This window comes from Chryseobacterium barbadense, assembly GCF_042849955.1.
Lineage (GTDB): Bacteria > Bacteroidota > Bacteroidia > Flavobacteriales > Weeksellaceae > Chryseobacterium.
The window spans coordinates 134,291-159,839 of record NZ_BAAFHL010000002.1 but is presented as its reverse complement, the minus strand read 5'-3'; the positions used below and the strand labels follow the sequence as shown (position 1 = coordinate 159,839).

At 37.7% G+C, this 25,549-nt stretch carries 19 protein-coding genes; all 19 read right to left on the bottom strand.

Translation table 11 applies throughout. The features are described from left to right. Positions 1-2,077: glycosyltransferase (locus ACGHIN_RS03025; RefSeq protein ID WP_390450698.1), on the bottom strand; the 2,077-nt coding region annotated here is incomplete at its 3' end. Then, complete coding sequence (locus ACGHIN_RS17360; protein ID WP_438825483.1) at positions 2,071-3,150, bottom strand: HEAT repeat domain-containing protein; 1,080 nt, start codon at positions 3,148-3,150, stop codon at positions 2,071-2,073. The genes ACGHIN_RS03025 and ACGHIN_RS17360, both read right to left, overlap by 7 nt. An 8-nt stretch (positions 3,151-3,158) precedes the next feature. Beyond that, positions 3,159-3,515, bottom strand: coding sequence for a response regulator transcription factor (locus ACGHIN_RS03020; protein WP_390450697.1), 357 nt, complete (start codon positions 3,513-3,515; stop codon positions 3,159-3,161). 10 nt (positions 3,516-3,525) lie between these two features. Continuing rightward, positions 3,526-7,428 carry a response regulator gene (locus tag ACGHIN_RS03015; protein ID WP_390450695.1) on the bottom strand — a complete coding sequence of 1,301 codons (3,903 nt, stop codon included), beginning with the start codon at positions 7,426-7,428 and terminating at the stop codon, positions 3,526-3,528. Between the two features lie 343 nt (positions 7,429-7,771). Next, positions 7,772-8,551 carry an alpha/beta fold hydrolase gene (locus ACGHIN_RS03010; RefSeq protein WP_390450693.1) on the bottom strand — a complete coding sequence of 260 codons (780 nt, stop codon included), beginning with the start codon at positions 8,549-8,551 and terminating at the stop codon, positions 7,772-7,774. A gap of 13 nt (positions 8,552-8,564) precedes the next feature. Then, positions 8,565-9,554, bottom strand: a complete 990-nt coding sequence (locus tag ACGHIN_RS03005; protein ID WP_390450691.1) for an NAD(P)H-dependent flavin oxidoreductase — start codon at positions 9,552-9,554, stop codon at positions 8,565-8,567. Positions 9,555-9,646: 92 nt separating this feature from the next. Then, a complete protein-coding gene (locus ACGHIN_RS03000) occupies positions 9,647-11,011 on the bottom strand; it encodes a peptidylprolyl isomerase (RefSeq protein WP_390450689.1) in 1,365 nt (454 codons plus the stop codon). 86 nt (positions 11,012-11,097) lie between these two features. Next, positions 11,098-12,021 (bottom strand): PfkB family carbohydrate kinase, encoded by a 924-nt coding sequence (locus tag ACGHIN_RS02995; RefSeq protein ID WP_390450687.1) that lies wholly within the window; start codon positions 12,019-12,021, stop codon positions 11,098-11,100. A gap of 28 nt (positions 12,022-12,049) precedes the next feature. Beyond that, positions 12,050-12,607 carry a gliding motility lipoprotein GldD gene (gene gldD / locus ACGHIN_RS02990; protein ID WP_390450685.1) on the bottom strand — a complete coding sequence of 186 codons (558 nt, stop codon included), beginning with the start codon at positions 12,605-12,607 and terminating at the stop codon, positions 12,050-12,052. Between the two features lie 44 nt (positions 12,608-12,651). Then, positions 12,652-13,695 carry an A/G-specific adenine glycosylase gene (mutY, locus tag ACGHIN_RS02985; RefSeq protein ID WP_390450683.1) on the bottom strand — a complete coding sequence of 348 codons (1,044 nt, stop codon included), beginning with the start codon at positions 13,693-13,695 and terminating at the stop codon, positions 12,652-12,654. A gap of 25 nt (positions 13,696-13,720) precedes the next feature. Continuing rightward, on the bottom strand, positions 13,721-14,185 hold the full coding sequence (locus ACGHIN_RS02980; RefSeq protein ID WP_390450681.1) for a hypothetical protein: 465 nt from the start codon (positions 14,183-14,185) through the stop codon (positions 13,721-13,723). 74 nt (positions 14,186-14,259) lie between these two features. Then, positions 14,260-15,621 (bottom strand): DUF5458 family protein, encoded by a 1,362-nt coding sequence (locus ACGHIN_RS02975; RefSeq protein WP_390450679.1) that lies wholly within the window; start codon positions 15,619-15,621, stop codon positions 14,260-14,262. Positions 15,622-15,637: 16 nt separating this feature from the next. After that, positions 15,638-16,198 (bottom strand): type VI secretion system contractile sheath small subunit, encoded by a 561-nt coding sequence (locus ACGHIN_RS02970; protein ID WP_390450677.1) that lies wholly within the window; start codon positions 16,196-16,198, stop codon positions 15,638-15,640. A gap of 157 nt (positions 16,199-16,355) precedes the next feature. Next, on the bottom strand, positions 16,356-18,452 hold the full coding sequence (locus ACGHIN_RS02965) for a M13 family metallopeptidase (RefSeq protein WP_390450675.1): 2,097 nt from the start codon (positions 18,450-18,452) through the stop codon (positions 16,356-16,358). A 216-nt stretch (positions 18,453-18,668) separates the two neighbouring features. After that, positions 18,669-20,726 (bottom strand): M13 family metallopeptidase, encoded by a 2,058-nt coding sequence (locus ACGHIN_RS02960; protein ID WP_390450673.1) that lies wholly within the window; start codon positions 20,724-20,726, stop codon positions 18,669-18,671. Between the two features lie 97 nt (positions 20,727-20,823). Further along, on the bottom strand, positions 20,824-22,068 hold the full coding sequence (locus tag ACGHIN_RS02955; protein WP_390450671.1) for a CinA family nicotinamide mononucleotide deamidase-related protein: 1,245 nt from the start codon (positions 22,066-22,068) through the stop codon (positions 20,824-20,826). Between the two features lie 138 nt (positions 22,069-22,206). Then, entirely contained in the window at positions 22,207-22,749 is a 543-nt protein-coding gene (locus ACGHIN_RS02950) for a lipocalin family protein (protein WP_390450669.1), read from the bottom strand. Between the two features lie 60 nt (positions 22,750-22,809). Further along, positions 22,810-23,544, bottom strand: a complete 735-nt coding sequence (locus ACGHIN_RS02945; RefSeq protein WP_390450667.1) for a LytR/AlgR family response regulator transcription factor — start codon at positions 23,542-23,544, stop codon at positions 22,810-22,812. 98 nt (positions 23,545-23,642) lie between these two features. After that, on the bottom strand, positions 23,643-25,391 hold the full coding sequence (locus tag ACGHIN_RS02940; RefSeq protein WP_390450665.1) for a histidine kinase: 1,749 nt from the start codon (positions 25,389-25,391) through the stop codon (positions 23,643-23,645). Positions 25,392-25,549 lie beyond the last annotated feature (158 nt).

The following is a 25,549-nucleotide window of genomic DNA, read 5'->3' as shown; positions in this document are numbered from 1 at the left end:
CTGTATTGGAATTAAGAAAATAATCCCATTTACTTTTTGACGCTTTCTGATCAAGCTTTCCGGCACGGTAAAGATCAGCAGGTTCTGCCATATCTTTCGGAATACATAAAGCAGCTAAACCTAAGCAGAGAAATACCAATCCTATATAGACAGATTTGAAAGCCGATTTAGCAGCCAGCCAGAACGGAATAAATGATGCAATAATTAAAAGCCCTAATAATGCAAAGTTTTTTAAATTAAACATTCCGCTATCCCGTAAATTCTGTTCTATCTCCGCTTTGCTATAGTTTAAAATATCTGCCCCCAACAGTTTATGGGTTTCAGAAAAATATAAGAATAAAATGTAATGTGCGATAACAACAAATAAACCTATAATAATGGTTACTGTCTTTGCCCAGCTTTCTTTTATAAAATTCAGCAGTATATAGACCACTCCGGTTCCGAAAATAATCTTAAACATAAAGATAAAGTTATCCAGGAAAAGACCTTTGGCAATAATTGAAATATTCAGCCCTGAAACATAATACCGGTACCAAAACCACTCTACAGCTATTCCTAATAAAAACAGGCCGGAGAAAACGGCTGCGAACATGCCCCATGTTCTGAGGCTCATTTTCAGAATAGCGGACATTCTTTCCTTAAAAGGTAAATGCTGTGTGCTTTGATTAAAGCCTTGTCTCGTCATTTCTCCCCAGCTATGAGACTTTTTAAAATAATCTATAAATCCCTTCACACTTGCCTTGACAACAATAGGATGAAAATAAAAAGGTTCTAAAAAAGCGGTTCCGATTAATGTAAGAAAGTCCTTTCTTTTGGTGTACACCTGCCTGCTGACCAGATCTACCAATATACCATATATGGAATAAAGGAAACCGGTGGAGATCACTAAAGCAAACAACACGGTAAAAAATGACCAGTTGATAATTCCCAGCAATAAAAACACAATGAAAATAATGTACCCCAGAAACTCAACCAAAGGGCCTAAAAATTCAAAAAAGAGCCAATACGGAAGACTAATCATTCCTAGTTTTCCATATTTTGGATTAAATATAAGTCTTCGATGTTTCCAAAGGGTTTCCATGGTTCCGCGCATCCATCTGTTACGCTGTTTTTTAAGTATTTCTTTTGTCTCAGGAACTTCAGTCCAGCATAAAGGATCGGGAACTGTGATCACTTCATAAGGTTCTTTCTTTTCTTCCATATACTTTCGCATCCGGACAACCAATTCCATGTCTTCTCCTACCGTATTTTTATCATATCCACCGCATGCCAATACAATTTTCCTGTCGAAAACGCCAAACGCCCCCGAAATCAGGATAAGTCCGGATGCCCGTGACCATGCCATTCTACCCAGTACAAAAGCTCTGATATATTCTAAAGCCTGAGTTTTCCCTAACAGGGTTCTAGGCATATTAACATCTACCACTTTACCATTTTCAATCTTACAATTATTGGCAAGGCGAATTACCCCGCCACAGGCAATGATTTTTTTATCTGTTTCTTCCAAGAATGGTTTTGCGAGACGAAGAATAGCGTCCTGCTCAAGAATACAATCCACATCAATGCAAACAAGATAATCTCCCGAAGAAACATTGATTCCTACATTCAGGGCATCTGCCTTACCGCCATTTTCTTTATCGACTACAATAAGCTTTTTAAAGGCCGGATTCTTGCTTTTATAAATGCTTCTTATTGCATTGGTTTGTATTTCACCCTGTACAAAGAAAGATATGGATTCCAATTCATACGCTTCGATAAGCTTTTGTATGGAATCATCTTTGCTTCCGTCATTGACAATAATAATTTCCAGATTATGGTAATAGAGTGATAAAAGTGATCTTACGTTTTCCACTATGGTCATCCCTTCATTGTATGCCGGAGCGATAAGACTAAAAGTCGGAGCATTGGGATTAACAGCGATAATATTGTAATCGGTAAATGCATTTTCCTTCTTATAGCGTATCACTGCTCCTAAAGCATATACTCCTATCCATCCATAGATAAGAGCTACCGCCGAACCATAGAGCAAAAATACCCATATAACAATTTCGTAGACAATGTGTGAAAATTCTAGCATACTTTTTCCTGTAAAGCGTGTTTGATAATTTGAACCAATTGTTCTGATGAACCCTGATCATTGGCAACCTGTACCAGGTAATCGTGATGGCCCAATGAAAAAAGAGCTTCTGCCGAATAAATTTTGACTGCTGAAAAAGGGCTCTCCACCAATTGATGCTGTAAAAAACCCGCACAACATTGTTCTTTCAAAACCCGCATTACTCTGAGAATCTCAAGCTGCACTTCAAAAGGCTGTTCAGGATAGATATTCGTAAGTTCTGTAATGGTGGAGGAGTTTTCCAGTGACTGGAGGGCTTTCACAGCTTGTATTCTTACTTCTACAGAGGAGTGATATAGCAAATTCATCACTGCCGGATAAAAAGATAAAAGCTGGAATTTCTTCAGTAATCGAAGTGTGAAAATAATAACGGTATCGTTGGGGCTTTCAAGCCAACTTTTAAGAATGTCTTCATGATCCGCAGGAATATGCGTAATGGAAAGAAGTAAACGTAGCTGCTGCCATTCTGAAATTTTGGTAGAGATGGTATCCAAAAAACGCAATCCTTCAAATCCTTTAAAACTCACCATCGCATATTGAGCTTCCTGATACACCTGAGCTGAAGGATGTTTCAGGAACAATGAAATTTCCGGCAATGCTTCTTCAACATTCATTGCCGTAAGTTCCTGTATTCCTCCCGCAATGAGGTAAGGCTTCTTTTGATTAAGCTTTTTAAAGGCTTCGTCCTGAAGATTATAATCATTAAACAAATCTTTTATTTTGTTCTGCGCAGTGCCTGAAAACTTATTATCCGTTTCTACCAGTTTTTGCAGGAATAAATTCCTGAATAAAGGATAACCTGAAAATACTGAAAATCCGTCATTTGACGAGTCTATTTCTCCTTTATCATATACAATAGTTTCGGTTACTTTTTCATTAATGAGATCAGACCATTTTGAAACCCGGGCAGATTCTTTATATTGGTAAAAACTGTAAATAAGCACTACTAAAATTAATAATACGACTAACGACAGCATTCCTAAAAAAACGAGGAAAAGGTAATGAATTGAGCTTGAATCGGCTAAAAATAGCATTGTTATTTTTATTTTGGAGCAAATCTTTTAATTCTTAACATCAACTCATTAGGACTGAATGGCTTCACAATAAAATCGGAAGCTCCCATATCAAAAGCATTCAGTACTACTTCTTCCTGCCCCATACTGGAAAGCATAATGACAGGTATTTTTTTTTCCATTGTTTTTATGGATGACAGTATTTCAATGCCCGAGGCAAAAGGCATCATGATATCTGTGATGGCAAGATCCACCTCTCTGGTTTTTAAAGTATCAATAGCATCTTTTCCGTTGCGGGTAAGAATCACTTCATGTCCTTCTTTCAATAATTTGTGTTCAATAGTTTTCAAAATCAGTTCGTCGTCTTCAGCGATTAAAATCAACATAAATTATTTTTTATTGTATTAAACCTTTAATTAAGTTGAGCCCTATAGTCATTTCTTCGGCAATTTCCTCCTGCATGGAGGCATAATCATTAGTCTCCTCAATTTTATTTTCCCATTTGGCAAATGATTGGGCGAGTTTGAGCAAGCCTGCCACTCCCGCAGTTCCTTTTAGTTTATGAAGAAGCGCTTTGACGACAGCTAAATCTTCTTGTACTGACGCCTGTTTTAGTTCTTCATTGGAAGCGCTAAGCTCCTGGATCACCAGATTCAGAAATACTTTTCTAAAATCTTCGTCATCTCCTGTCTGTTCATTCAAAAGATTAATATCCAGATGTTTTTCCAACTCTAAAGAACTGCTATCCTGAGTTTTGTTGCTATGATGAGACATGTGCTTATTAAGCATTTCCAGAAGATCATTCTGCCTTAATGGTTTAGGAAGGAAATCGCTCATGCCCGCTTCAAGGCATTTTTCTTTTTCTCCTAAAATATTGCCCGCCGTAACTCCGATAATGGGAACGGTTTTATAATCTGACAACAAGCGTATCTGCTTTGTCGCTTCGATTCCATCCATTACCGGCATCTGAACATCCATCAGCACAAGATCAAAATGTTTTGCTTTACATAGCTCTAATGCCTGAAGCCCGTCTGTAGCCTCCGTTAACTGCGCATCTGGTATCAATGACTTCATCATTTTATGATTAAGCACCATATTCACAGGATTATCATCCACCAGCAAGACCTGAAGGGAAGGTGCAAACACCGGCTGTTCTGCTGATGTCGATAAAACCGTTCCACCCATATCTTTTTCAGTATTTTTTGAAGCCCTTTTCAATGTCCTGTACAGTTCTTCAGATTTTATAGGTTTAAGCAGGAAATAAGAATCTTCATCACGGCGGAAGGAATTGAGAACATCGTGTTCTTCCGAAGAGGTGTGCAAAACAACCAGTGGTGAATGCTCTCCCTGCGCATTAAATAATTCTTTGATTTTCTCGATGGTTTCAAGCCCCGAAATCACCGGCATATGATAATCCATTAAAATCACATCAAAACGTTCTCCTTGCATCAATATATGAAGGGCCTCCATTCCATTCGCAGCAAGCTTGGAATCAATGTTTTTATAAGCCAGCATGTGTTGCAGGATGATTCTGTTGCTTTCATTGTCATCTACTACAAGCACCTTATTAAGCTTCAATTCTTCATCTTCTTCAGGGCAGGACATTTCATAAGGAACCTGGATATCAAAATAAAATACAGACCCTTTTTGCAGCTCACTGTTAAGCGAAAGCTTGCTTCCCATATACTTCAGGATATTGTTTGAAATGGTAAGTCCCAATCCTGTTCCCCCGTAACGCTTGCTCACCGAACTGTTCTCCTGGGTGAAGGCATCAAAAATATGTTGCTGCTTTTCTAAAGGAATTCCAATTCCGGTGTCTCTTACAGCAAACCTCAACGTAATATTTTTATCGTCTAAAGCCAGTTTTTCAACTTTCAGCTCAATTTCACCATGCTCTGTAAATTTAACAGCATTTCCAAGGAGGTTGATCAGCACTTGCTTAAGGCGTGATTCATCCACCCATATGGTTTTCGGCAAACCCTGCTCTACATTCAGAAGCAGTTCTATATTTTTTTTCTGAGACTGGTAAAGGATTACATTAACCACCTGGCTTACCATATCATACATGCTGGATCTTTCTACTAAAAGGTCCATCTTTCCGGATTCTATTTTGGAAAAATCAAGAATATCATTGATAATATTGAGCAGATTTTCACCCGATTCATTAATATAGTTCAGATATTGAGTCTGTACTTCATTGAGTGGTGTTTTTAGTAAAAGATCTGAAAACCCGATCACCCCGTTGAGAGGAGTCCTGATTTCATGGCTCATATTGGCTAAAAACTCAGATTTGGCTTTGCTGGCAATATCTGCCATATTTTTGGCTTTCTTAAGCTCTTCATTTGTTTTCACCACATTGGTGATATTTTGTGCCGAAATAATGATACCACCGATATCACCTGAAAGATACCACGGTCTTACTTCGAGATTGTAATGTTGCCTGCCTTCTTTATGGAAGCCGTCTATAGGCATATTCTCATTTTTATACGCTTTACCTTTTAAAGCTTCTTCATAAATCTTTTTTCTGTCTTCAGGTACATCTGAAACCTCGAACATACTTTTTCCTACAAGCTCTACATCATTCATCCGGAATTCATCTTTCCAGCGGCTGCTCACCGAAAGATAATTGAGGTCTTTATCAAGCATAGCCACAGGTGCGGGAACATAATTAACGAATGACTGCAACATGGCTTCTTTTTGAGCCAACTCAAGGTAAACTTTCTTGAAGGCATCAATATCCTGGATGATTCCGAATACTTTAGTACACGCTTCATCTTCAAATTCCGGTATCCCTTTTACTCTTACCCAGATAGTCTCCCCGTCATTCCGTATAAGCTGAAGCTCTTCATCATAAGGTATCCCTTCTTTAACCGCCCTGTCAAATAGGAAATCCATCTTTTTTCTGCTTTCTTCTTCATAAAAGTTCAAAGCATTTTCAAAAGTAGGTTCAAACGTTTTCTCTACTCTATGAATATCTCTTGTAGATTGTGACCAAAATACAGAATTGTTTTTAAGGTTAATTTCCCATCCTCCTACCTGAGCGACAGCACTGGTTTGCTCAAGCATTTTCTTTGCATATACAAGATCTCTTTCCAGGCTCATTCTTTCCGTTACATTCAGGGCTGTACTGATCACATAAGGGTTTCCTTCTTCATTGATTTCAACCAGATTGTGGTATATCCAGATCATTTCTTCGCCTTCTTTTGTTTTCAGGATCATGGTTCCGAAATCTTCTTTATTCTCGTTGATCCGTTGTATGTATTGTTCAAGCAAAGGCCAGTTTTTTTCAGGCACAAGATCTTTCAGGTTCAGCCCTTTAATTTCATCTGCTTTATAATGCAGGGTTTCCCTGCCTTTTTCATTCACAGCCAGAATATATCCTTCCATATCATGCATACTCATAAGACCTATTGCATTTTCAAAGAAACTTCTGAATCTTCGCTCGGAACTCTCCAGTTTCATCTTTTCTTCAATAAGATGGGTGATATTGATGCCGAAACATAAAATTTCGGTGCCATCCTGGTTCTTTTTTAATGACCACTCAATAATGACAGTTGACTGATCAATCTTTGTGGAAGTAGTGAATTTATATTCTTCTTCTTTTTCGGAGAAATCTTCTACCTGTGATCTTAATACAGGGCAATGTTCTCCCAAAAAAGTTAAAAAGTTCTGATTTTGTGCCTGATTCTTTTTTATACCGAATGTTTTTTCAAAAGCCGGATTTACATCTTTAATCATTAAATGTTTATCCAGAACACCAATAAGGTTATTAGAAATACTGAAGGTCTCTTCAAAATATTCGGCTTGAATATTTTTTCTTTTTCCCATCAGCAATTTCATAATTGCATCACCTATTTTCTTAAGTAACCTTATCTGATCTTCCGAAATTGCCCTCGGCTTATAATCAATAACACAAAGGGTGCCCATTACAAAACCTTCATCATCCAACAGAGGAACCCCTGCATAAAAACGAATCCCACCGTCTATCATGATCTGATTACTGCAAGATCTGTGATCCAATAATGTATCATTAATGACCAGAACTTCTCCGCTGGCAATAGAGTATTGACATATTGTGTCTTCACGGTTCACAAAATCCAATGGCAATCCCACACAACTTTGAATGGTCTGTGTATCACTTTCCATCATAGCGATAAGAGATGCGGGGCAATCGGTAATCATGCTTGCCACTTCCGCAAATACATCCAATTGTGGTTCTTTTCCCAAATTTAAAAGCTCGAAAAAGGCCATTTTTTTGAGGCGCTCATCTTCATTCCCAGGAACAGAATATTTATTCATATATACTTTAAATAAGTTAAGTGAGTTCCATTTTTAGTGAAATACACGTAAAAGCAAGTTACAAATTAATTCGAATAGGATTATAAAAAAAGTTACAATAAACACATATATGTAATAATTTAATAAATAATTCAAATTATAACACGAAACAAATCACCAATATCAAGTATTGATTAACAGAGGCTTACATGATTAATAACTAAATATAATTCACCCTTAAGACATAATTCCTTTCACCATTAATAAATGTGATTTTCATAATTCATTAGAGAAAGAGAAGTCAAAAATATTCTTAATAAATGGTATTATACATTAAAAAGTAGAAGCGGGCTAAGGCCCGCTTCTACTTTTTAATAATTGTATTAATAAATTCCACTGATCGGTGTAAAACTAATTCTGGGATTTCTTTATGGGGTGTATGGCCAATATCTGGAATAATATATTTCTCTGCGATTCCATTTACCTGGCTGATCGTTTTTTCAACCTGATCCAGAGTACCATATTCATCTGCTTCTCCCTGGATAAATAATAACGGACAGTTTATACCGGGTAAGAGATATTCAATATTCCAGCTTCTGAACCGATCGCTTAGCCAAGTTTCCGTCCATGCTTTAAATAGCATATCTACCTTATCTCCATGGTATTTTTGCAGACGTTCTCCCAGATTAGTCGTTTGGTAAGCCTCAAAAGCATCTTTAACACCTTTTACCGTGACATCTTCTACAAAAATATGTCCAGCCTCACAGATGACGGCATTGATCTTTTCGGAATATTTACTCGCGGTAATTAAAGCTATGGTTCCGCCATCACTATGTCCAAATAAAATAACATTACGGAGATTTAATGCATTTAACAGATCATTCAATACATCTGCTTCCTGCTCCATATAATTGTTTTGTCTCTCATGAGTGGGCATTGGGCAGGATTTTCCGTAACCCAACCGGTCATACAACAAAATATTGCATTGAGCTTCTGCAGCAATCTTAGCCGGGAAATCCCGCCAAAGCTGTGCACAGCCTAAAGAATCATGCAGGAAAACAATAGTGGGCTTATTTTCAAACGAATTGTTGTATTCTATATAAAGGGCTTTCCCTTTGATTTCAATGGATTTACTTTTTATCAAAACTCAAACTTCATTAGAATGCAGGCATTTTTGTTTCCTCAAATTCTCTCAATAGATTATTGAAAACGGTTTCTACCGGAAGAATCTCATCAATTAAAGCTGAAACCTGACCTATTTCCACCTCTCCTTCTTCCATATCACCTTCAAACATTCCTTTTTTGGCTCTGGCTCTTCCTAAAGCGGTTACTAAAGCTTCCGTATTTCTTCCAGTCTGGTAGATGGTTTCGAGCTCATTGAAAAACTTATTTTTCACCATTCTCACAGGGGCCAGCTCCTTTAATGTAAGATGGGTGTCTCCTTCCTGAAGTTCCGTTATCTTCTTCTTCCAGTTTTCATGAGCACTTGCTTCAACCGTTGCGGCGAAACGGGAGCCTATCTGAACTCCGTCTGCTCCTAAGATCATAGCTGCTTTCATTTGGGAACCTAAAGCAATTCCTCCTGCTGCGATCAATGGTTTGGAAATGTGTTTTCTGACGTTCGGGATCAGGCAGAAGGTGGTGGTTTCATCTCTTCCGTTATGTCCTCCGGCTTCAAAACCTTCAGCTACCACTGCATCTACTCCTGCATCTTCGCATTTCATGGCAAATTTTGTAGAGGATACCACGTGAGCCACTTTCAGTCCTTCTTTCTGTAAAGTTTCCGTATAGGTTTTAGGATTTCCCGCAGAGGTAAAGACAATTTTCACGCCTTCTTCCAGAATGATCTGAATCACCTCATCAAGATTGGGATACAACATGGGAACATTCACTCCGAAAGGCTTATCTGTAGCCTGTTTACATTTCTGAATGTTTTCTCTTAATATATCGGGATACATACTTCCAGCTCCTATTAAACCTAATCCGCCACAGTTTGAAACGGCGGAAGCCAGCCTCCATCCTGAGTGCCAGATCATTCCTGCCTGGATGATTGGATATTGAATATTAAAAAGTTGTGTGATTTTATTCTGATTACCTTGCATTTCGTGAAGCTTTTTCGCTGAATTGAAATCTATAAAATTGCTCATGTTGTAAAAATACTAAAAACAAAGGTTCTTGAAAAATTTTATCCGGAAACATGAATAAAAAAAACCTCCAGATTTTCTGAAGGTTTTAATTTTTATTTATTGATTGATTCTTTTTTCCAGTTGGCTTTAAAGTTACAGGAATCATAACGTCCGTCTATGGAAATAAAAGTTGTCGGAAGCTTGGAGTTGACAAACTTTTCAACCATTTCGTTTCGTTTTTTGTTAAGCGCCATCTGCTTGATTCTGTCGTAATCTGTTTCAAGAGTGATCTGGTGAGCAGGAATTACCTCTTCAATTTTAACAATTTTAACAACTTTTCTTCTGTTATCTTCGTCTTCAAAAGCTGTGGTGATGTCACCTTTATTTAATCCTGCTAATTCATAGCTGATGGTTCCAGGAACAGATTCTCTCTCAATTTTGCTTGAACCGTCCGCACCCGGAATTAAACCGGCATTGAATTTAGTTCTTTTATCATCAGAATATCTGAACGCCACATCTTTAAAAGTCATTTTCCCATCAACGATTAAAGTTCTTAGACTGTCTAGTTTATTCTTAGCCGTCTTAACTTCCTCATCTGTAGGAGTAGCTTTTAAGAGAATGTGCCTTGCATCATATATTTTCCCCGATTTTCTTACTAGCTGAATCAAATGGTATCCGAATTCGGATTCCACAGGTTCTGAGATTTCTCCCTCCTGAAGGTTTAAAGCAGCAGCTTCAAACGGTTTTACCATCTGTCCTTTATTAATGTTTTTGTATAATCCTCCATTAGCCGCTGAACCTTCATCTTCTGAATAGATTCTTGCCTGGCTTTCAAAACTCTCTCCGCCCTGAATATCCTGCTTGATCTTTTTCAGCTTGTTGATAAGTTCTTCTTTATGAGCTTCTGTAAGTTTAGGATACATCATGATCTGAGCCAGGGAAATTTCATCTTTTACTTCCGGAAGCTGCATTTTATACATATTGTAGAAATCCGTTACCTCATTAGGAGTAACGTCTGCTTTTTCTGTAACCCTCTGATATTTTGCCTGACCATAGTACGTATCGGTATCGATTTTCTCGATAGCGTTCTTCATTTCATACCCTGTTCTGAATTTATATGCTGCAAGCATGGTTTTTTCATCCGGGAATTGGGAAAGCAATTGATTATATTTAGCGTTCGCCTGTTCTTTAATAGCTGCCGAACGGTTTTCAATCAAAGTATCTTTTTTCGCTTCATAAACAAGAAGCTTGTTATTGATCAGATTTTCCAAAAACTCACACTTATCTGTATTGGATGCTCCCTGCTGCTTTGCATAATTCATCTGTTCGCTTACATCAGACTCCAGAACAATTTCATCCCCGATCACCGCTGCAATCCCATCTACCAACTGCCCCTGCTGTAATTGAGCTTTTGCATGCCCGGAAAACAACATCATAAAAACACCTAAAAGAAAAGTGATTTGTAGTTTATTTATCATTATACTATTTAAATAAGTTGCAAATTTAGAATTCTTAATGAATTACACTCAATTTTTTATTATAAATATTTCTTAAAAAGACCCATTTATTGCAGTTCGACATCAAATGTCGTCAATTCTTTGAATTGTCTTAATCTGCTGAACATATCTGATTCCGTTACTTCCTGAAGTCTTTCGGTTCCAAATTTCTCAACGGTGAATGAAGCCATTGCAGAACCTACGATTAATGCAGACTTCATTGTTTCGAAATCGAATTTGCCTTTTTTTGCCAGATAAGCCGCAAAACCTCCCGCAAAAGTATCTCCGGCTCCGGTAGGATCAAATACTTCTTCCAGCGGAAGCGCAGGAATAGCGAAAATTTTGTTATCATGGAAAAGTAGTGCGCCATGCTCTCCTTTTTTAATGATCACAAATTCAGGCCCCATGGTATGAATTTTTTTAGCTGCTTTTACCAGTGAATATTCTCCTGAAAGCTGTCTTGCCTCTTCGTCATTAATAGTGATGACATCTGTTTTGGCAATCATATCCATTAAAGTATCCCAAGCGGTGTTCATCCAGAAGTTCATCGTATCCAGGATTACCAGTTTAGGACGCTGATTCATTTTTTCAAGAACAGATAGCTGAACTCCGGGATGCAGGTTCCCTAAGAGCAAAATTTCGGAATCCTGCATGGAATCAGGAATTTTAGGATCAAAATTTTCCAGAACATTCACTTCGGTTACCAAAGTATCCCTGGTGTTCAGATCGTTATGATATTTTCCTGACCAGAAAAACGTTTTCCCATCCTTTACAATTTCAATACCCTCGATGTTCACATCTCTGTCGGTAAGCAAATCCAGATATTCCTGAGGGAAATCACCTCCTACTACGGAAACAATTCCTGATTTCACTCCTAAAACGGATGAAGTCAACCCGATAAATGTGGCTGCGCCTCCTAAAATTTTATCTGTTTTACCAAAAGGGGTCTCAATTGCATCAAATGCAACGCTTCCTACAACTAAAAGTTTCATATATTTTTCAATGTATTTTTATACGTAATTATTTTTTCCATTCAAATGTGTCCAGCAGGTGCATCATGTCTTTTTTGATGTAATTAACTGCGGGAGCCAGTGAATCCGGCTTTGGTCTTGTGTTAAAGTATAAATAAGCCGTCACAAAATGTCTTGTGCTGTCTGTAGCATAAAACTGAAGGTTAGAGGCACTTTGTCCTTTTAATTCATAAAAGTTTCCATATACTTTTCTTTCAGGATATTCGAAAGATTTTGTATCGATAGCACTCGCTTTAATGGTATGCTCATACACCATTTTCTCCGCTTCTTTGATATGGTCTGCAAAGTCATTCTTAATTGGATAATAAGTAATGAAGACTTTTGCCTTCATTTTCGGGTAATTAAGATAATACCAACAAGGTCTTTTGGCGTCTGTAATGGTGGCAAAATCGGAATACTCAAAACCGTATGCACAATCCTTATCCAGTTTCTGATATTTAGGCGCGGGATATTCGAGACGAAGCTCCCCGTATGGCTTGGGAACAGGATCTTTTCCACAGGACCATAACAGCAATGATGCAAAAATAAAAATGACTTTTTTAATCATTTTGCAAAAGTACAAATTAGATTTTAGATTTAAGAAGACAAATTTCAGTCTTTCAGTGAGTTTTGAATATAATTTTCCAGCGGTTTGGGAAAAGATTTTTCATGGGAACCTTCAAAGTCTGTAATGAGGTATTGATTTTGCGCTATAAAGTTATTCCAGACAGGTTCTGAAACCACATCCACATTAGAAATCTCAATTGTCAGATTTTTATGTGTTAGTTTATGATTGATGGTTTTTACTTCTTTACTGAACGGTTCCAGTTCCTCAGGAATAACAGCCGGAAATTCAAAGAGCTTTTTCCAGATGAAGTCGTCTTTTCTTTGCTGAATAAGAAACTGACCGTTTCTGTGCACGAAATAGTATTTCAGATGAAGGTCTTCACTTTTTGCTTTTTTGGTTTTTACAGGAAATTCCGAAACTTTATGAAGCGAAAATGCCAAACAGTCTTCTTGTAAAGGACATTCTCCGCATAATGGATTTTTAGGTTTACAGATTTCTGATCCGAGGTCCATCATAGCCTGGTTAAAATCTCCTACATTTTCAGGCAGAATTAAAGTTGCTAATTCCGAGAAGTAAGCAAATGCCCTCGAATTGGAAATATCAAAATCATCTGCAAAAATCCGGCTCAACACTCTGTAAAAGTTTCCGTCCACTGCCGGAATTTTACCCCCGAAACAAATGCTGGTAATGGCAGCAGCAGTATATTTCCCTACTCCATTTAATTTCAGGATCTCATCATATTGAGACGGGAAAACACCGCTGTAATCGTTCATGATCTGTCGGGAAGCTTTGTGTATGTTGATGGCCCTGGAGTAATATCCCAGACCTTTCCAATACAGCAAAACCTCATTTTCTTCAGCTTTAGCCAAAGTTTGTACATCAGGAAACCTCCGGATAAAATTATTATAATGATTCAGCCCCTGACTAATCCTTGTTTGCTGAAAAACAATTTCACAGATCCAGATTTTGTACGGATCTTTTGTCTGTCTGAAGGGTAAATCCCTGGCATTTTTCCTATACCAGCTCAGAAGCTTGTTGCCTATGTATAAAAATTTCGAGTCTTTATTATTCTTGTCCAAAAAAGTCATCTCATTTAATCCTGCAAAGATAAGCTTATTTGTTTTCCTTAGCCACAGAATATACGGAAGCTCCCTTGAGCCATTGGTATTTAAGGTTTTTTTCTTTGGCAATAAAACGATATCCTTTAAGCTTTTGTAGATAGAGGTACATGGAATCTTTTTTTAGTTTCAGCCTGTAATTGGAAAGGAACTGCAATGGATAATTAATGGCAGAATCCCTAGTGGTTTTCACTAATTCTCCTGAACTGACCTTATAAATGAAAACTGCTTTTCCCCTGCCAGAAGAACTGTCTGCAAGTTTTACATCTGAGGTTGCAATGACCAATTGACTCTGATCATAGCATTCTTCTTCACTCATTACGTAAGCTTTTCCTTCATGTCGTTCATCGGCAAAAAGGTCTATTTTATGTTCAGGACGCTGTAGTTTTTTATCTTCACAGCTTATCAGAAAAGCTAAGAAAAATAAAGGTAAAGCATAAATAACTCTACTTTTGATCATATTAATTTTCATATTATGGTAGAAAAAAACCGATGTAAAGTTGCATCGGTTTTTTATAGATATTAAGTTCAATTTTATTCCTGAGCGTATTCTGCATCCCATTCGTTACCATCATCTCCTTTATGCCCGTCCAATTTAATAACGAAGCTTTTAGTAGGGAAATAAGGGGTTAAACGGATGTCCAGCCATACTCTGTCTTTGTTCACTTTATCCTGTTCAAAACGAACGATCTTGAATTTTTCAATCAGTTTATCCGGGCCTTTGATACCGTCTAAGAAGGTTACGATCTGTCTTCTCAAATCGTCTTCGTTTCTTGCATTCCAGTTTTCGAAAGCACGTCTGTTTAAGAAATCTAATAGAACTTTCGTTACATAATCAAATACACGAACCACGGAATAGGTTTGAAGTCCGATATTGTCTCCGGTAAATAATGTTTTTGCCGAGAAAGCCATAATTTTACCATATTCATTTACCATTGGTACCAGTCCCATTTTTTCCAGCTGGGAAATTTCGCTTTTCTTCAGCTCGAATTTCACGGCATCCACTTCGTTGATATTGCCATGCTTTTTACCTGCTGCAACCTGAGACATCAATGTTTTATGGATTTTTCCGGCTAATGAGGTGGAAGGTGGAAGCTCTACATTTTCTTCTTCCCCTACTTCTTCAGCTTTACCACGTCCTACAAGCCAGTTGCAGGTCATAATCACGTTACTTCGGTGCAGCTCTCCCCCTGTAAGATTGGCTGAGTGGAAAAGATCTACCACATCATCCGGCTTATCAAGATTGGCGAAATCCGTAACCATCATTACTTTGTTTTCGTTACAGATTTTAGCCCATTTTTCAATGACTTTATTAGAACCTAAATACCCGGGAATGGCCAGGATAGAATAGTTATCTCTAAGATCCAGACGATCATAGTAGTTTTTAAATTCTTCAGCAATCGCATCAATGAAAAGCGGGTTATCCAAATCACTTACCTGATCAAGACTGGCGTTGACGATATTTACATTGTCTACTTTATCTAATTCCGTATTTTTATAGAATTGAGCCACAGTTCTGTAGTTGGTTTCCAGCTGACGAACCGCATCAAGGGCATTTTTCAGGTTTCTTTTTAAACTCTGATCAGCCTGTTGTGCTTTATTTTTGCAGGTTTCTGCCATTTTATCGGCGGATTCGTTCCCTTCTAAAAGGCTTATCCAAAGGTTGATTTTTTGAAGTAATTCTTTTCTTTCGTCTGCTTTATTGCTATCATTAAGGAAAATTTCTTTCCTTGCTTTTCTTGTAGGGTTCATATTGGCAATGCCATCCACAACGGATTCAACAAAGCCGAAACCTCCCATTTTATTAAGTTCGGCCAGTGGGTTCCCCTTCGGTTTACCCGCCTGTTGCTGTTGACCCTGTTGTTGGCCTTCTGCTGCCTGTAGTTTACTGTCCATGATTAAAGTCTTTTAATTATTTTTCAAGTTCTTGTGCCACTTCTTTCAATACTTCCACAAATGCAGCTCTTGTCTGCTCGTTTTCCAGCATATTACGCAGAATTTTATTCGTTTTCAGCTGGCGTACAATTTTATTGTACTGCTCCTGTTCCATACTAAGCTGTTGTAAATAATTTGAATTCTGGGTAAGATTTTTGGGTGTGAAATCCGCAAGATTCTGAAAACGGAATTCCTCTTCTACCACTCCACCGTCTTCCGTTTCATGCTGTACGCTCACAGAAGGTTGAAAATGTTTGAAGACGTCATCCACAGTCTTTAATCCTGTTACAATTTCAGGGGTATAAGACTCCTCGGTAGTAAGCTGACTTACAATGAGTGATTTATTCTCTTGTATTTCCTGAATAGCTTCATTAGCGTCTACTTTGACTTCGTTTCCGCCAACACCATAATTGAACATTGCCATATTATTATTATTTTGAGATTTTTGATTTTGGTGAGGATTGTTTTTAAAGTAACCTGTTGCAGATTCGAACATGCCACCAATCCAATGTTTAAATTTAAAAAAAAACTGTAACATACAAAATTTTGTTAAGATTTTTCTTGAAATATTTAATTTAATTCATTATGTATCAATTAAAAAATAGCATTTAATGATGTCACTAAACTATGAAAAATAAATAAAAAAACGCATCATTCAGATGCGTTTTCTTTTCTAACAATTGTCGGTAACACTATTACCAGATTTTTATCCTGTCCTGAGGAGCTTTATACATTTTATCACCAGGCTTTATATCAAATGCCTTGATAAAGGAATCCTGATTGACTAACGGACCAAATGCCCTGAAGTACCCCGGTGAGTGCGGGTCTGTTTTTACCTGGTTTACCATATGCTGATCCGTAGATTTTGTTCTCCATACCGTAGCCCAGCTCATGAAGAATCTTTGATCCTGAGTGAATCCGCTGATTAATCCCGGATTACCATGATCTTTCAGATACATTTGAAGGGCGTCATAAGCAACGGCTACTCCGCCTAAGTCCCCAATATTTTCACCGCTTGTAAATTTACCGTTCACAAAGCTTCCTTTTACCGGCTCATAAGCATTGTACTGAGCTGCCAATTGCCCCACTTTTGCATCAAAGTTCTTACGGTCTTCATCTGTCCACCAGTTATTCAGGTTTCCGTCTCCGTCGAATCTTGAACCACTGTCGTCAAATCCGTGAGAAATTTCGTGCCCGATAACGGCTCCAATTCCTCCGAAATTCACCGCTGCGTCCGCTTTAGGATTATAGAAAGGCGGCTGAAGAATAGCTGCCGGGAAAACAATCTCATTGTTTGAGCCGTTATAGTAAGCATTTACCGTTTGAGGAGTCATTCCCCATTCTGTTTTATCTACCGGTTTTCCTACTTTTTCCAGACTTCTCTGATATTGCCAAGCTGCAACATTCTGAAGATTGGAGTATAAAGTGGCTCCCTGTTCCGGAGAGTTTACTTTTAATTGAGAATAATCTTTCCATTTATCCGGATAAGCAATTTTCACACTGAATTTAGATAACTTTTCCTGCGCTTTCACTTTGGTAGTTGCCGACATCCAATCCAGGTTATTAATATGGGTTTTGAATGATTTCAACAGGTAATCGATGTAGGTTTCCATCTGTTGTTTGGCTTCCGGAGTGAAATATTTTTCAACATACAGCTTCCCGAAGGCTTCTCCAAGCACTCCGTTCACAAGAGATAATCCTCTTTTATCCATCGGACGCTGTTCTTTTTGTCCCTGAAGATATTTGGAATAGAAATTGAATCTGATCTGCTCTAAATTCTGATCAAGATTACTAGCATTTCCATTAATAACATGATATTTAAGGTAATCTTTTACCAGCGGGAGGTTTTTCTGGGTCAGGAACTGATCCATATTCTGATAATATTTCAGCTCTCCGATAATTACTTTATCGGTATTGACTCCTGCTTCCGTTAAATATTTAGCCAGGTTGATGTTTTTAACCAAACCTGATAATTCAGATACTTTTTTAGGATTGTACCTTAGATTGGCATCTCTGTTTTGCTCGAGCGTTAAAAGATATTTAGCCAGCTGCTTTTCAAAAGCCACTACATTCTGAGCTGTCTGGTCTGAGTTTTTATATCCTAAAACACCAAATAATTGAGCTACATAATTCTGATATTCCGCTAACGTTCTGTTGTTGGCTTCATTTTCTTTCTGATAATAGTCTCTTCCTAAACCAAGATCTGGCCCTCCAAGATATACAGCATTCATTTTAGAATCCTTCATATCTGCTCTTACACTCCATCCATAAAAAGAGTTGTCCCCGAACTTTGTTCCTTCCAAAAGATATTTCTGAAGATCATTAAGGTTTTTGATGGCATCGATTTTTGCCAGATCTCCTTTGATGGGAGCCAAACCTTCTGCATTTCTTTTATTGGTATCCATGAAAGAAGCATACAGATTCTGGATTTTCTGCCCTTCTGAGCCTTCTGAATATTTCTCGGAAAGAATTTTATTGAGAATATCCAGGGAAGCGTCATCCACATTTTCTCTCAATGCATTGAAAGATCCCCAGCTTGATTTATCGGAAGGAATCTGAGTGGTCTTTACCCAATTTCCGTTAACATAGCTAAAAAAATCATCCTGCGGACGAACACTTTTATCCATATATGATAAATTGATCCCCTCTTCTTTTACTTCTTGTTTCACAGGTTCTGCCACTGCCACTGCAGTTTCTGTCTTAGTGCTTGTATCAGCAGTTTTTGTTGTACCGCATGAATTTAAAAATACGACCCCTGAGAAGGCAAGTATTCCAATATTTAGCTTTTTCATTAAAAATAATTTTTGATTGAACACAAACTTACCAAATATACGAACTTTAATGATAAGTGATTAATGATAATTGATAAATGGTCAAAAATTGACAGCTGTGAATCCCGGAGTTTAGTTATGAGGTACAGGATTTGGGTTAGACGTTTATTGAGAAAAATGATCAATTATCAAAAAAACCGCTCATTGCTGAGCGGTTCTATTATTTATTGGTAATGATTACCAGATTTTAATTCTGTCTGCAGGTTTTTTATACAGCTTATCCCCTTCTTTTACATCGAATGCTTTATAGAAAGAATCAACGTTGATAATCGGGCCGAAGCTTCTGAAATAGCCAGGAGAATGCGGATCTGTCTTCACCTGGTTGATCATGTATTTTTCACTTGATAATGTTCTCCAAACGGTTGCCCAGCTCATGAAGAATCTCTGATCTTGGGTATATCCGCTGATCGATCCCGGGTTTCCTTTATCTTTTAGATACATCTGAAGCGCATCATAAGCGATATTGACACCACCCAAGTCGGCAATATTCTCACCATTGGTAAAAGTACCGTTAACGAAGGTTCCTTTAACAGGTTCATATTTATCGTATTGAGCAGCAAGAGCTTTTGTCGCTTTTTCGAAGTTGGCTTTATCTTCCGGCGTCCACCAGTCTACTAAGTTTCCGTCTGCATCGAACTGCGCTCCTGAATCGTCAAATCCGTGGCTCATTTCGTGACCGATCACCGCACCGATTCCACCAAAATTAATAGCTGCATCAGCCTGAGGATTGAAGAAAGGCGGCTGAAGAATTGCAGCAGGGAAAACGATCTCGTTGTTTACCGGGTTATAATATGCATTTACAGTCTGTGGAGTCATTCCCCATTCTGATTTATCCACTGCTTTACCGATTTTTGCCAGGTCTTTGTTATACTGCCATTCTGTAATGTTCTGAAGGTTTGCATATAGGTTTCCTCCTTTCGCTTCAGAAACGATATTTAATTTAGAATAGTCTTTCCATTTATCCGGATAAGCAACTTTCACCGTGAATTTGTTCAGTTTCTGCATTGCTTTTTCTTTGGTAGTGGAAGACATCCATGTTAAACCGTTAATGTGAACTGCAAAACTTTTCTTTAAGTAATCAATTAACTCAACCATTTGAGCTTTAGCTTCAGCAGGGAAATATTTTTCAACATATAATTTTCCGAACGCTTCACCCAATGTTCCGTTGATCAGCTCATATCCTCTTTTGTTCAAAGCTCTTTGTTCCTGCTGACCTCTTAAATATTTGCCATAGAAAGCAAATTTCATATCACCCAGCTTTTCGCTTAAGTAAGAAGCACTTCCGTGGATCATGTGGAATTTCAGATAATCCTTGATTACAGGAAGATTCTGAGCATTGATGAATTGATCCAGGTTTTTGTAATACCCGATTTCCCCGATGATTACTTTATCTGTATTCACCCCTACTTTTTTAAGGTAAGCAGGAAGGTCTACATATTTCACCAATCCGGAAAGCTCAGACATTGTTTTTGGATTATACTGAAGGGTATTGTCACGGCTTTGCTCGTTCGTTAAATACGTCTGTGCAATGCTTTTTTCGTAATCAACGATTCCTTTTGCCGCTGCATCAGCATTTTTGTACCCTAATTCTTTCAACATGGAAGCTACATACTTGGTATATTCTGCAAGGGCTTCGGTATTTTTTTCGTTGACTTTCTGATAATAATCTCTTCCTAAACCAAGAGCAGCGTTACCTAAGTAAACCGCATTCATTTTAGAGTCTTTCAAATCTGCATCCACTCCCCATCCGTAGAACGTATTTTCTCCTTCTTTCGTTACTGAAGTCAGGTAATTCTGAAGATCTGCCAGATTTTTGATCGCATCAATTTTACTGATGTTAGCCTGAATAGGTTTGATTCCGTCTGCATTTCTCTTCTGCATATTCATATAGGTAGCATACAGATCCTGGATTTTTTTCCCCTCTGTTCCGTCAGCAAACTTATCTTTCAAAAGAGAGTTCAAAATCGTCATGGAATTGTTATCCGTATCGTCAGCAAGCTTATTGAAACTTCCCCAAGTTGGCTTATCAGACGGAATTTTGGCAGTTTTCATCCATGTTCCGTTCACATAGTTATAAAAATCATCCTGAGGACGTACAGATTTATCCATCAGACTAAGGTCTAATCCTTTATCCGTAGCATTCACAGCCGTTTTGGTTGCATTAGCCTGAGCCTGCAATACATTCTGTGAACAAATTCCTGCTAACAAGAACAGGGAAAGCGTTAATTTTTTCATTATAATTACAATTTATACAATATGTATGTCTTTTCTTCAATTTGTTACTGGAAGTAATCTTTTTCCCGTTATTATTTATGCTATAATTATCTTCAATTTATATCAACATCCCGATCAGGTCCTGAAGGATTTTCTGTGAAACAAAATTCATAAAATCAAGTCTTTCCAGATGGGGCATATATAATTTTGAGGTTTGTTCTTTTTCTTTGATTCTGATGGTATAAAAAACGGTTCCCACCTCTTTTCCGTCCTCACCTTTTCCGGGACCCGCCACTCCGGTAGTGGAAAGAGAGATGTCTGTATCAAATAATTCCTGACAACCTTTTGCCATTTCCTGGGCAACTTGTTCGCTTACTACAGTATACTGATCAATGGTATCCTGTGAAACTTTTAAAATTTCAACCTTTTTTTCCGAAGCATACGCAATGATTCCCCCCAGAAAATATTTTGAGCTTCCTGAGTTGGAAGTGATCATTTTGGCCAGTTCGCCTCCTGTACAACTTTCTGCGGTAGAAATGGTTAGTTTCTTTTCATTCAGCAATTCGCCTAAGATTTTTTCAATTTTATCTTCGGATGTAGCAATGGTATGCCCCTCCACTAAAGGGAGCAGTGTTTGTATCTGATCTTCCAATTGTTGCTGCAACAGATCTTCATTATTTCCTTTTGCGGTTAATCTCAGCTTTACCCGGGTTCCTACCGGAAGATAAGACAATGCCATATGATCTGGAAGAGCAAGCTCCCAGTTTTCAATGGTGTCTGCTAAAATACTTTCGGGAATTCCTACCACGGAAACAATTCTTGTACTGATATAGTTAAGGTTGAATTTATCTTTTAAATATGGAATGATCTGATCTTTGATCAGTGGCTTTACTTCATAAGGAACTCCCGGAAGGCTGAAACACAATTTTCCGTCCTGCTCCATCATCATACAGGGAGCGGTTCCGTAATAATTTTGAAAAACTAAGGATTTTGTAGGGACAAAAGCCTGTTCTCTGTTTCTTTCAAGAATTTCAAGCCTTCCCCTTTTTTCCATATACTTTCTCAGATGCTCGAAAGTGACCTCATCCAATGTAATTTCATCATTGAAAAATTCAGTAAGGGCTTTTTTGGTTTTATCATCTCTGGTTGGACCTAATCCTCCTGTAGTGATCACAAGATCGCCCAGTTCAAGTGCGAAGCGCAAGGTTGTTTTGATGGTTTCAATTTCATCTGAAATAGTGAAGATCTGTACTACCTGTATTCCAATGTTTTTAAGTTCGGTAGCAATAAAATTAGAATTGGTGTCAACGGTATTTCCTGAAAGAATCTCATCACCAATGGTAATCAGAACAGCTTTTTCCATATGTATATTCTCGAAAAAATTCTTATACAAATGACGGGAAAATAAATGTGGCGGACAATATATTTAACTTAAAATTGTAGAAAAGCGAAATCGAGAAATCGTAAAACCGCTGCATTGTTTACATGCTTACTTTCTTTACTATTTATGATGTCTTACCCAAATCAATTCATCCGTATTATATCCTATCCTTTTTGCTTTTTCAAGAAATCTTTGCCGTATGCTTTCAGGGATTTCCGTAGTTCGGGAAAGTATCCAAAGGTATTTTAAGCTGTTTCCGGCAACCAAAGCATATTGATAATTTTCATCAATATCAATGACATTGTATCCGGACCAAATAGGTTTAAAGAAAGATACTTTGAGACGGGCTTCCGTTTTATCTTTTACAAATCTTGCTTCTCCTACCGCTTCTTTCCATTCTTTTTTCACCACGTTGTAGCCTCTGTTTTCTACACGGATGCTTCCATTGGGATTTTGAGTATAGGTCGCAGTAACATTATCCATATTCCGTTCAAATTTATAATCGAAACGGGCTATTTCATACCATTTTCCCAGATACTTCTGAGCGTTAAAGTTTTTTATGGCTGTTGCTCCTCTCGGAATTCCCACGGAACAGGAATTAAACAAAATCACTCCTAAAACACCCAATGAAACAGGAATCATTATTTTCTGAAGATTTTTCATAATCATATAGTTTGGTGGTTATGATGAAAGCGTCAAAAACAATGCCTTTACTTTATGAATCTACGAGAAAACTTTCAGGAAATTATCTTTAAAGCTGCCAGAAACTTCAATTTCTGTATCGTCAGATAGTGTTACCGTTCCGCTTTTGTGATAGGATTTTACAAAATTGGTATTGATGATATGGGAACGGTGTACTCTTACAAAAGGGGCTTCCAACAAATCATCAAAATGTTTCAAAAACCTGCACACCATCTTTTTGGAGTGATCGGTAAGATAGACCTGGGTAAAGTTTCCGTCTGCCTGAAGCCGTACAATATCTTCTGTTTTCACGACATCAAAACCTTGTAAGGTGGGCAATATAAGCTGTTGCTTTTCAGGCTTTAATTTTAAATTTTCCAGTAAAATTTTATTTCTGTTGAGCTCTTCTTTCTTTTCGATGCTTTCCACCACTTTATTCACCGCCACAATGAGCTCCTGAATATCAATCGGCTTTAAAATATAATAGCTTGCAGATTTGTTCAGTGCCTGTAAGGAATATTGTGAGAATGCAGTAATGAAAATGGTTTCGTAAGAAAAATCTTTGGTAGCTTCGAGCACATCAAACGCATTTCCAAAGGGCATTTCTACGTCCAGAAATACAAGTTGTGGCTGTTTTTCCGCAATCAGGGGAACCGCTTCTTTTATATTTTCTGCCTCTCCGAGAATGTCGACCTGCGGACAGTATTTGGTGAGATAGTTCTTCAGAACATCTCTTGCAATGGTTTCGTCGTCTACGATTACGGCTTTTATTTTCATTTTTCAGGATTTAAATAAGGATGAGCATGAGTATGAATTATGAGTTATGGATAATACAACTCGTTCCCCGTAACTCTTAAACCATAACATCATGTAACTCATAATTTATAACTTATAACAACCAAAACTCCCTGTTCATTTTTCTTATCTGTAATATGGCATTGGATGTCTTTATCATACAGATCATTCAATAAGGCAATCCTCTCCAGCGTATTTTTCATTCCGCGCCCTTCTCTCGTTTTCTGATGTTGTGTTTTTTGCTTTTTGCTTTCCTCTATTCCTATTCCGTTGTCTTCAATGGTGATTTTCAAATGATGATTGGGTTTTTCAAAACTCAGTTTCAGAAATCCTTTTTCTGTTCTGTATCGCAATCCGTGCCAGATGGCGTTTTCCAGAAATGTATGAATAAGCATTCCCGGAACTTGAAGGCTTTGCATGTTCAATCCTTCATCAACATGGATTTCATAATCGAATTTATCCGCAAAACGTGTTTTTTCCAAAGCGAGATAATTTTGCAGTAAATCCAGCTCCTGCTGAAACGGAATAAAGTCTTCAGTGGAATTTTCCATCACCCCACGCATCAGTTTTGAAAATTTAGTCAGATACTGATTCGCTTCCAGTTCATTATTGGTTGCAATAAATTGATTGACACTATTTAAGCTGTTGAAAATAAAATGCGGATTCATCTCGCGGCGAAGTGACTGTAATGCAATTTTTTTATTCTTAACCTGAACTTTTTTCAGGGTCCAGAAAATAAATCCTACTAATCCCAATAGCAGGATCAACGCCCCTATCAAGCTGTAATTAAAGACATTTTTCTTACGAATAAGCTCATCTTTCAGCTCTTTTTCTTTCTCCAGTTGTGAAATCCGTTCTTCGGTATCTTCTAAGATTTTGTTATCCACCAGACTTCTGTCCTTGGAAACCAAATTAGGAAGTTTGCCGAGAAAATCCCTGTAAAGCTGTATGGAAGCTCCGGTATTTTCAGAAACATTGTATAAACTGTCCAGTTTCTGAACACTTTTTTGTGCTTCCAGTGTATGTCCTTTTTCTATGGCAATGGCATAGGCATTTTTTAATAAATTAATCGCCTCCTGCGGATCATTTTTTTTAATGTAGATATCTGCCAATTCCTGGATCTGATTTACTTTTTCTTCTGTGTTTTCCTTTACAAAATCTTCTTTCAGGACTTTCTTTTTGGCTTCGATCGCTTTATCAAAATCTTTATTCTCCACATAAAAATCCGTCAGTTTCTGGTTGATTTCCAATGCCTGTTGCGGGGCAGCCTGTTCTTTAGAGATTTGATAAGCATTATTCAGGTTTTCTTCTGCCTTCGGAATATTTTTTTGTTGAATATTAACATCAGCCATTTGACTATACCCTGCTGCCAAATCTCCTTTTTCATTCTCTTTTCTACTGATACCTATATTATTGCGAATAGCCTCAGCTTTTAATTCTGCTGAAGGAGAAGCCAGCCTTGCCGCATCATTAGAATTCACTGCCCTGTTCTCTTTGGAAAAGCTGATTTCTGCCGCCTTGCTGTAATTACTGATAGCAGGGGTAATTTTATTTTGTTTTTCCTGGGACTGGGCCAGTTTTCTGGTTACTGTTTCCAGATTTTTTTTATCATTTAAATTCTGATAAGCGTTTCTGGCTTTGATCAGGTACTCTTCGCTTTTGGCATAATTTCCCTGGTTATAGTAATCGTTAGCTATCCCTACATAAGTATCTGCAACACCTTTTTCGTCATTGTTATCAACTGCTTTTCTCAGTTTCGATGCAGATTTAAGGGCTTTTGAAACCCGCGTAGAGTCTTGGGCAGAGGAAAAATTTCCAACCGCAAACATGAAGATTAATATGATTTTGAAGAGTAATTTCACTATTTCCCAATCTATACTGCAAAGTAACTAAATCTTTGTTTATACTTCCTCATTCTCTACCAAGTCAGAACACCTTTTCACCAAGTTTACCTTAAAGGCTTTTCAATAAAAAAAACGTATCCTTG

Bases quoted from the DNA above. Each gene is read 5' to 3' on its own strand.
- ACGHIN_RS02950 (WP_390450669.1), bottom strand. From the start codon at position 22,749: ATGAAAAATCTTCAGAAAATAATGATTCCTGTTTCATTGGGTGTTTTA.
- ACGHIN_RS02940 (WP_390450665.1), bottom strand. From the start codon at position 25,391: ATGTTTGCGGTTGGAAATTTTTCCTCTGCCCAAGACTCTACGCGGGTT.
- ACGHIN_RS02980 (WP_390450681.1), bottom strand. From the start codon at position 14,185: ATGATCAAAAGTAGAGTTATTTATGCTTTACCTTTATTTTTCTTAGCT.
- ACGHIN_RS02960 (WP_390450673.1), bottom strand. From the start codon at position 20,726: ATGAAAAAATTAACGCTTTCCCTGTTCTTGTTAGCAGGAATTTGTTCA.
- ACGHIN_RS03020 (WP_390450697.1), bottom strand. From the start codon at position 3,515: ATGTTGATTTTAATCGCTGAAGACGACGAACTGATTTTGAAAACTATT.
- mutY (WP_390450683.1), bottom strand. From the start codon at position 13,695: ATGACTTTTTTGGACAAGAATAATAAAGACTCGAAATTTTTATACATA.
- ACGHIN_RS02965 (WP_390450675.1), bottom strand. From the start codon at position 18,452: ATGAAAAAGCTAAATATTGGAATACTTGCCTTCTCAGGGGTCGTATTT.
- ACGHIN_RS03000 (WP_390450689.1), bottom strand. From the start codon at position 11,011: ATGATAAATAAACTACAAATCACTTTTCTTTTAGGTGTTTTTATGATG.
- ACGHIN_RS02945 (WP_390450667.1), bottom strand. From the start codon at position 23,544: ATGAAAATAAAAGCCGTAATCGTAGACGACGAAACCATTGCAAGAGAT.
- ACGHIN_RS02970 (WP_390450677.1), bottom strand. From the start codon at position 16,198: ATGTTACAGTTTTTTTTTAAATTTAAACATTGGATTGGTGGCATGTTC.
- ACGHIN_RS03005 (WP_390450691.1), bottom strand. From the start codon at position 9,554: ATGAGCAATTTTATAGATTTCAATTCAGCGAAAAAGCTTCACGAAATG.
- ACGHIN_RS02955 (WP_390450671.1), bottom strand. From the start codon at position 22,068: ATGGAAAAAGCTGTTCTGATTACCATTGGTGATGAGATTCTTTCAGGA.
- ACGHIN_RS02975 (WP_390450679.1), bottom strand. From the start codon at position 15,621: ATGGACAGTAAACTACAGGCAGCAGAAGGCCAACAACAGGGTCAACAG.
- ACGHIN_RS03015 (WP_390450695.1), bottom strand. From the start codon at position 7,428: ATGAATAAATATTCTGTTCCTGGGAATGAAGATGAGCGCCTCAAAAAA.
- gldD (WP_390450685.1), bottom strand. From the start codon at position 12,607: ATGATTAAAAAAGTCATTTTTATTTTTGCATCATTGCTGTTATGGTCC.
- ACGHIN_RS02995 (WP_390450687.1), bottom strand. From the start codon at position 12,021: ATGAAACTTTTAGTTGTAGGAAGCGTTGCATTTGATGCAATTGAGACC.
- ACGHIN_RS17360 (WP_438825483.1), bottom strand. From the start codon at position 3,150: ATGCTATTTTTAGCCGATTCAAGCTCAATTCATTACCTTTTCCTCGTT.